5 protein-coding genes are annotated in these 7794 nt (G+C 37.5%); 3 read left to right on the top strand and 2 right to left on the bottom strand.

Annotation, left to right across the window (positions count from 1 at the left end):
* Positions 1-117: 117 nt before the first annotated feature.
* Positions 118-2385: a polyribonucleotide nucleotidyltransferase gene (locus EGH73_RS00865; protein ID WP_123280246.1), complete on the bottom strand. Its 2268-nt coding sequence runs from the start codon at positions 2383-2385 to the stop codon at positions 118-120.
* A gap of 114 nt (positions 2386-2499) precedes the next feature.
* Positions 2500-2814 (bottom strand): DUF4286 family protein, encoded by a 315-nt coding sequence (locus EGH73_RS00870; RefSeq protein ID WP_123280247.1) that lies wholly within the window; start codon positions 2812-2814, stop codon positions 2500-2502.
* 145 nt (positions 2815-2959) lie between these two features.
* Here EGH73_RS00870 and gyrA point away from each other — a divergent pair, with 145 nt between their 5' ends.
* The 3 genes from gyrA (at position 2960) to fsa (ending at position 7730) form a co-directional block, all read left to right on the top strand.
* Entirely contained in the window at positions 2960-5587 is a 2628-nt protein-coding gene (gene gyrA, locus EGH73_RS00880; RefSeq protein WP_123280248.1) for a DNA gyrase subunit A, read from the top strand.
* A 17-nt stretch (positions 5588-5604) separates the two neighbouring features.
* A complete protein-coding gene (locus tag EGH73_RS00885; RefSeq protein ID WP_123280249.1) occupies positions 5605-6981 on the top strand; it encodes a tetratricopeptide repeat protein in 1377 nt (458 codons plus the stop codon).
* A gap of 95 nt (positions 6982-7076) precedes the next feature.
* On the top strand, positions 7077-7730 hold the full coding sequence (gene fsa / locus EGH73_RS00890) for a fructose-6-phosphate aldolase (protein ID WP_089771046.1): 654 nt from the start codon (positions 7077-7079) through the stop codon (positions 7728-7730).
* Positions 7731-7794 lie beyond the last annotated feature (64 nt).

Genomic DNA, 7794 nt, shown 5'->3' on the forward strand with positions numbered 1-7794 from the left:
AAAACTATCAGAATATTTTCAGAAAAAATAAAAAATCTGCTGCCAAAGAATTAAAATTCATCGGTAATAAAAAAAACCACCGAAATTCGGTGGTTTTCATATGATTAATTAATAATCTTAAGCTTCGTTAGAAGGATTTTGTTCTCCGGCAGGTTTCTCGCCTTCGCCCTCTGGTCTTCTGTTACCTTCTGGTCTCGCCGGTCTATCAGATCTGTTTTGCCCTTCCGGTCTTGGACCTCTTTGCTCACCTTCTTTTTTCTCGGGTCTTGGTGGTCTTGGCAACAAAACTTTTCTAGAAAGTTTCATTTTCTTACGGTCATCATAACCCATAAATTTCACCTCCACTTCGTCGCCTTCTTTGTAAGGAACTTTATCAAGACGAGCCCACTCGATTTCAGAGATGTGAAGTAAACCTTCAGTACCTTTGGCAATCGCGACGAAAGCTCCGAAATCCATTACTTTCACTACTTTACCTTGGTAAACTTCACCTACAACCGGTACAAAAGTAATCTCGTTTATTTTTGCAATCGCCTCGTTGATCTTCTCTCTGCTAACACCAGAAATTTCGATTCTACCGATTTCGCCAACTTCTTCGATAGCAATAACAGTATCAGTATCTTTCTGCATCTGCTGAATGATTTTTCCACCAGGCCCGATTACAGCTCCGATGAAATCTTTAGGAATTTCCATCATCACCATTTTCGGAGCGTGAGGTTTCACATCTTCTCTTGGTTCAGCAATTGTTTCCGTGATTTTATCTAAGATATGAAGTCTTCCTTCTCTAGCCTGTAGAAGCGCTTTCTCCATAATATCCATAGATAATCCCTGGATTTTAATATCCATCTGACAAGCTGTGATTCCGTCTTCAGTTCCTGTTACTTTGAAGTCCATATCACCTAAGTGATCTTCATCTCCTAAAATATCAGAAAGCACAGTGAATTTACCTGACTTAACATCAGTTACCAATCCCATTGCAATACCAGAAACCGGTTTTTTGATTTGAACACCTGCATCCATCAATGCTAAAGTTCCTGCACAAACAGTCGCCATAGATGATGAACCGTTAGATTCAAGGATATCAGAAACAACACGGATCGTGTAAGGATTTTCTTCAGGAATCATATTAGCCAAAGCTCTTTGAGCGAGGTTTCCGTGACCCACTTCTCTTCTTGAAGTTCCTCTTAAAGGACGAGCTTCACCTGTTGAGAATGGAGGGAAGTTATAATGTAAGAAGAATCTTTCGTCATAATTTACCATTACGCTGTCCACCATATTTCCATCTTTTACAGAACCAAGCGTTACAGCCGTTAAAGACTGAGTCTCTCCTCTTGTAAATATCGCAGAACCGTGCGCTCCTGGTAAATAATCTATTTCGCTCCAGATTGGACGAATTGTTTCAGGATCACGACCATCAAGACGGATTTTATCATTCAAAATCATCTGACGCATCGCTTCTTTTTCCACATCGTGGTAATATACTTTTACGAAAGGTGTTACTCTTTCCAATTCTTCAGCATCTTCAACATATTGAGCTAAGAATTCATCACGTACCGCTTTGAATTTCTCGCCTCTTTCTTCTTTGCTAGAAGGCGTTTTAGCTACTTCGTAAACTTTATCATAAGTTTCTTTCCACACTTTTTCACGGATGGCTTCATCGTGATTTTCGTGGTTGTATTCTCTTTTAGGGAAAGATTTACCAACTTTTTGTGCTAGTCTTTCCTGAGCTTCTACTTGTTTTTTAATTTCTTCGTGAGCAAAAGTAATCGCTTCAAGCATTTCTGCTTCTGTGATTTCTTTCATTTCACCTTCCACCATTACGATAGAATCTTTTGTCGCTCCAACCATAATATCAAGGTCAGATTTTGCAAGATCTTCGAACTTTGGATTGATAGAAAGTTGACCATCGATTCTTACTACTCTCACTTCAGACATTGGTCCGTTGAAAGGAATATCGGTAATTGCAATTGCTGAAGACGCCGCCAAACCTGCCAAATCATCAGGAATCGACTGTCCGTCATAAGAAATTAATGAAATCATTACCTGAACTTCCGCGTGGAAATCTTCAGGGAACAAAGGTCTCAAAACTCTGTCTACCAAACGCATTGTCAGGATTTCCTGATCAGATGGTCTAGCTTCTCTTCTGAAAAAGTTTCCAGGAATTTTACCGCCTGCATAGAATTTTTCTCTGTAATCAACCGTTAAAGGTAAAAAGTCTACACCAGGATTGGCTTCTTTGTTGGCTACAACTGTTGCTAAAAGCATTGTTCCGCCCATTTTTACTACAACAGATCCGTCAGCCTGTTTTGCCAGTTTCCCTGTTTCGATTGTGATTTCTCTGCCGTCTGCAAGAGTAATCAGCTCTGTAATTGCTTGAGGTGCACTCATAAATTGTTTGTTTGTACTCCGTATTGAGTACTTTTGATTAATGTATTTCGTCTAAATTTTAGGTGCAAATTTAATGCAATTATTTGGGATATAATAAATAGGAATTAAAACTTCCTAGAATCTCTTTTGTTTCGGATTGAGAAATGTAGGAAAAACCATTACCTCATTGCCAAATTTTTTTGCTATTCGCTCTGCCAGATTTACCAGTTCACTTTCCATAAACTGGCTGCGCAATTCATCGTTATCAAACCACAAAAAAAGATTGGTGTTTTTTCCTTCATTCAGCATTTCCGAATGAACATCTGATAATATATATTTATCTACATCCAAAAGATTTTCAATCATTTGATGCAATTCACTTTCAAGATAGATGTCCCAGTCCGCAATTTGATGTTCGGTAGTATGGAAGGTAATACTTAGTATGCTCATTTTTTATTTTTTAGGATTATTGTTGATAAATTCGAACCACAAAAATCGTATTTTTTTTGTAAATTAGCCCGTTACAAAAATCAGAAAAACTGAATAGATCAGAAGCTTGTATATTCCTCTGATTTACAATTAATTAAAAATTTTTATGCAAAAGGAAGGAGAAAGGTTAATACCAATCAACATTGTTGACGAGATGAAAACCTCTTACATCGATTATTCGATGTCGGTCATTGTTTCAAGAGCGTTGCCCGATGTAAGAGATGGACTGAAACCTGTTCACAGACGTGTTCTGTACGGTATGTATGGTCTTAATGTATTTTCTAACAGAAAACATTTGAAATCTGCCAGAATCGTTGGAGATGTTTTGGGTAAATATCACCCTCATGGAGACAGATCGGTTTATGACGCGATGGTGAGAATGGCACAACCTTGGAGCTTGCGTTACGAGCAGGTAGATGGACAGGGAAACTTCGGGTCTATGGATGGAGACCCACCTGCAGCAATGCGTTACACCGAAGCAAGACTTAAAAAAATATCCGATGAAATCCTTGCCGATCTTGATAAAGAAACTGTAGATTTTCAAAATAACTTTGACGATAGCTTAACAGAACCAACAGTTCTTCCAACAAGAATACCAAATCTTTTAGTAAATGGTACTTCCGGGATCGCCGTTGGTATGGCAACCAATATGGCGCCACATAATCTAACGGAAAGTATTGATGCGATCTGTGCATATATAGATGATAATGAAATCTCTATAGACGACCTTATGAAACACATCATCGCACCTGATTTCCCTACTGGTGGAATCATTTATGGTTACGATGGCGTTCGGGATGCATTTCACACCGGAAGAGGACGTATAGTTCTAAGAGCAAAAGTCAATTTTGAGGAAATTGGAAACAGAAATGCAATCATTGTAACGGAAGTGCCTTATCAGGTCAATAAAGCCGAGATGATTGCCAGAACTGCAGAACTTGTAAAAGATGAAAAAATAACAGGAATCTACGAAATCCGTGATGAGTCCGACAGAAAAGGCCTTCGTATTGTTTATGAACTTAAAAATGATGCGATTCCGAATGTCGTATTGAATCTTCTATACAAATACACTTCCCTACAAACTTCGTTTTCAGTTAATAACATTGCATTGGTTAAAGGAAGACCTGAGCAATTGAACTTGAAGAATTTGATTCATCATTTTGTAGAGCACAGACACGAAGTGATCGTTAGAAGAACAGAATATGAACTTAGAAAAGCCAAAGAAAGAGCTCACATTCTTGAAGGTTTTATGAAGGTCATTGGTACTCAGGAATCTCTGGATAGAGCCATTGCAATTATCCGCCATAGCGCCAATCCGCAGGCTGCAAAAGAAGGATTGATTTCTGAGTTTGAGTTGTCGGAAATTCAGGCACAGGCTATTCTTGACTTGAGATTGGCTCGTCTGACCGGAATGGAGCTCGATAAAATCCGTGCAGAATACGAGGAAATAATGGCTTTAATCAAAGATCTTGAAGATATTCTTTCTAACGAGCCAAGACGTTACCAGATCATCAAAGATGAATTGCTTGAAATCAAAGAAAAATATGGTGATGAAAGACGTTCAGAAATTGATTATTCCGGTGGCGAAATGTCCATCGAAGATATTATCCCTGATGAAAAAGTTGTATTAACAATTTCTCACGCCGGTTATATCAAAAGAACTTTACTATCAGAATATAAAGTACAATCCAGAGGTGGCGTTGGAAACAGAGGCGCAACTACAAGAGATGAAGATTTCCTTGAATATATCGTAACCGCTACTAATCACGAATATTTACTATTTTTCACAGAAAAAGGCAAATGTTTCTGGCTGAGGGTTTTTGAAGTTCCGGAAGGCTCTAAGACTGCAAAAGGAAGAGCTGTTCAGAATCTGATAAACATCGAACCGGATGATAAAATCAAAGCTTACATCAGAACAAAAGATCTTAAAAATCAAGAATACATCAACCAGATGAATGTGGTGATGATTACCAAAAACGGTACCATCAAAAAAACATCTCTGGAAGCATACTCCAGACCTAGAACTAATGGTGTAAACGCCATCGAAATCCGTGATAATGATGCCTTACTAGGTGCAAGACTTACTGACGGAAATTCCGAAATTATGATTGCTACTAAAAATGGGAAATGTATCCGTTTCCCTGAAGAAAAAGCAAGAGCAGTCGGCAGAAGTTCAATCGGTGTGAGAGGTATTTCCCTTGAAGATAATGATGAAGTAATCGGAATGATTGTGGTTAATGACCTTGAGAATGACACTGTACTGGTAGTATCCGAAAAAGGTTATGGAAAGCGTACCGCTGTGGAAGATTACAGAGTTACAAACAGAGGCGGAAAAGGTGTCATCACCCTTAATATCACTGAAAAAACAGGAAATCTGATTGCTATACAAAGCGTTACTGATGAAGACGGATTAATGATTATCAACAAATCTGGAGTTGCTATCAGAATGAATACTGCAGACCTTAGAGTGATGGGCAGAAATACGCAGGGTGTGAAAGTCATAAACCTGAAAGGTAATGACGAAATTGCAGCAATCGCTAAGGTAGAAATGGACAAAGATGTGGAAATAGAAGAAAATGAAGAAGGTGCAGAAAATGACAGCAATAACCCAGAATTGAAAGAAAAACCACAGTCTGGAGACAATCAGATCAATCTCGGGGATAAAGATGAACTGCGAGAAATTGAAGATGAAGAAGCGGGAGAAAATGAAGATGACTCAGAAGAAAACGAATAAATTATAAAGTATAATAAATGAAAAAGTTAATTTTAAGTTTAGCAATGCTTACTGCGACCATCGCTTTCGCACAAAAAAAAGAAATTGCTAATGCTGTAAAAGCAGTAGATTCTGGAGATCTTACGACTGCTAATTCAGAACTATCAAAAGCTGAAGGAATGTTTGGAGAGAAAACATATCTTCTTGAACCTTCTGTTTTGGAACAATATTATTACGCCAAAGGTTTATCTCTTTTAAAATCCGGAAAAAGTACCGAAGGTGCCGAATATCTGGCTAAAATAAATACTTTAGGCTCAGAAGAAATCTACTCAGGAAAAGATGCCGATAAAAATAAAGTTTATTTTGTAGGAAAAGAATCAGCTGACAAATTTGGAAATGGCATTTCTCTAAAACAAGAAAAATACGCGCCCTCTCTAACCGAAAAACTGAGACAATCCATCGATCCCTTGCTTAGAAAAGCCAATGAAGAAGCTACTAACGCATACAACAGTAAGAATTTTAATGTAGCGGGAGCAAAATTTGCAGAAACTTATTATCTGTTCAAAGCAGCAGGCCAAGATAATAAGAATTTCCTTTACTATGCAGGTGTAGCATATGCTCAGTCACCTGAAAACAAAGGTAAAGCTGCTGATATTTTAGCTTCCTTAATCAAAGCGAATTATACTGGTGAAGAAACTGTTTACACAGCGAAAAATACTAAAACCGGTCAAATAGAGAATCTGGACAAAACTGCTTTTGACCTTTATAAAAAAGCTCAGGCTGGCTATTCCGATTTTAAAGTAGAAAAAACCCCTAGCAAACAAGAAGAACTTTATGAAGTTACCGCTTCGTTACTTTTTGAACAGCAAAAATATGATGAAGCTGCTAAAATTGCTGAAGAAGGTTTGAAGAAATTCCCTAAAAACCAATCTCTTTCCCAGACTCAGGGTAACGCCCTTTTCAAATCAGGCAAAACTGATGAGTTTATTAAAAACTTGAATGCTAAAATCGCTGCAAATCCCAATGATAAAGAAAGCCTTTACAATCTTGGCGTGATGCTAAGCAAAGATCCTTCTAAGCAAGCTGAAGCAGAGACAATTTTTAAAAGACTTGTTGATCTTGATCCTAAATTTCCAAATGCACTCAACAATCTTGTTTTTGCTATTATCGGCGAAGATGAAACTTCTATCAATCAATACAGAGATCTAAAGAAAGCAGGAAAAATTGATGAAGCTAATAAAGTGTTGGAACAGAGAAGAGCAAGATTCCAGAAAGCTTTGCCTTACGCTGAAAAATTATATGCTAACGATCCTAATAACAAGGAAGTGGTAAGCCTTCTGAAAGGTATGTATATGACCACACAGAATACTGCTAAGTATAACGAATTCAAAGCAAAAGAAACTGCAATGAAGTAATAAAAAAAGAAGTCTTCGGACTTCTTTTTTTGCATTTTCTAAACGTAAACTAAAAATGTATATTTGCGAAAAATAAAACATATAAAAATCTATTTATGAAATTTTTTATTGATACGGCCAATCTGGATCAGATCAGAGAAGCTCAGGATTTGGGAATTCTGGATGGTGTAACTACAAACCCTTCACTGATGGCAAAAGAAGGTATTTCTGGCAAAGAAGCTATCAACAAACATTATGTTGATATCTGTAATATTTCCGATGGCGATGTTTCTGCAGAAGTTCTTTCTACAACTTACGAAGAAATGATAAAAGAAGGTGATGAGTTAGCTGCGCTTCACGAAAGAATCGTGGTAAAAATCCCTATGATTAAAGATGGTGTAAAAGCCCTAAAATATTTTTCAGATAAAGGTATTAAAACAAACTGTACATTGATTTTTTCAGCAGGACAGGCACTTTTAGCTGCAAAAGCTGGAGCAACTTATGTTTCTCCATTCTTAGGAAGACTGGATGATATTTCTGTGGATGGCTTAAATTTGATTGAAGAAATCAGAGTGATTTATGACAATTATATGTTTGATACAGAAATCCTAGCTGCATCTATCAGAAGTCCTATGCATATCATCAACTGTGCAAAGATCGGCGCAGATGTCATCACTTCTCCACTACCCTCTATCCTTAATCTTCTTAAGCACCCACTTACAGATTCAGGATTGGCACAATTCGTGGCAGATTCCAAGAAATTGGGATAATTAATTTGATGATTGATAATCAACATAAAAAGACCGGATCAATGATGAGGTCACTGAAAAACCC

The sequence above is a fragment of the Epilithonimonas hominis genome, assembly GCF_003730015.1.
GTDB classification, from domain to species: domain Bacteria; phylum Bacteroidota; class Bacteroidia; order Flavobacteriales; family Weeksellaceae; genus Epilithonimonas; species Epilithonimonas hominis.

Coding starts and splice junctions, on each gene's coding strand:
- EGH73_RS00865 (WP_123280246.1), bottom strand. CDS start 2,385: ATGAGTGCACCTCAAGCAATTACAGAGCTGATTACTCTTGCAGACGGC.
- EGH73_RS00885 (WP_123280249.1), top strand. CDS start 5,605: ATGAAAAAGTTAATTTTAAGTTTAGCAATGCTTACTGCGACCATCGCT.
- fsa (WP_089771046.1), top strand. CDS start 7,077: ATGAAATTTTTTATTGATACGGCCAATCTGGATCAGATCAGAGAAGCT.
- gyrA (WP_123280248.1), top strand. CDS start 2,960: ATGCAAAAGGAAGGAGAAAGGTTAATACCAATCAACATTGTTGACGAG.
- EGH73_RS00870 (WP_123280247.1), bottom strand. CDS start 2,814: ATGAGCATACTAAGTATTACCTTCCATACTACCGAACATCAAATTGCG.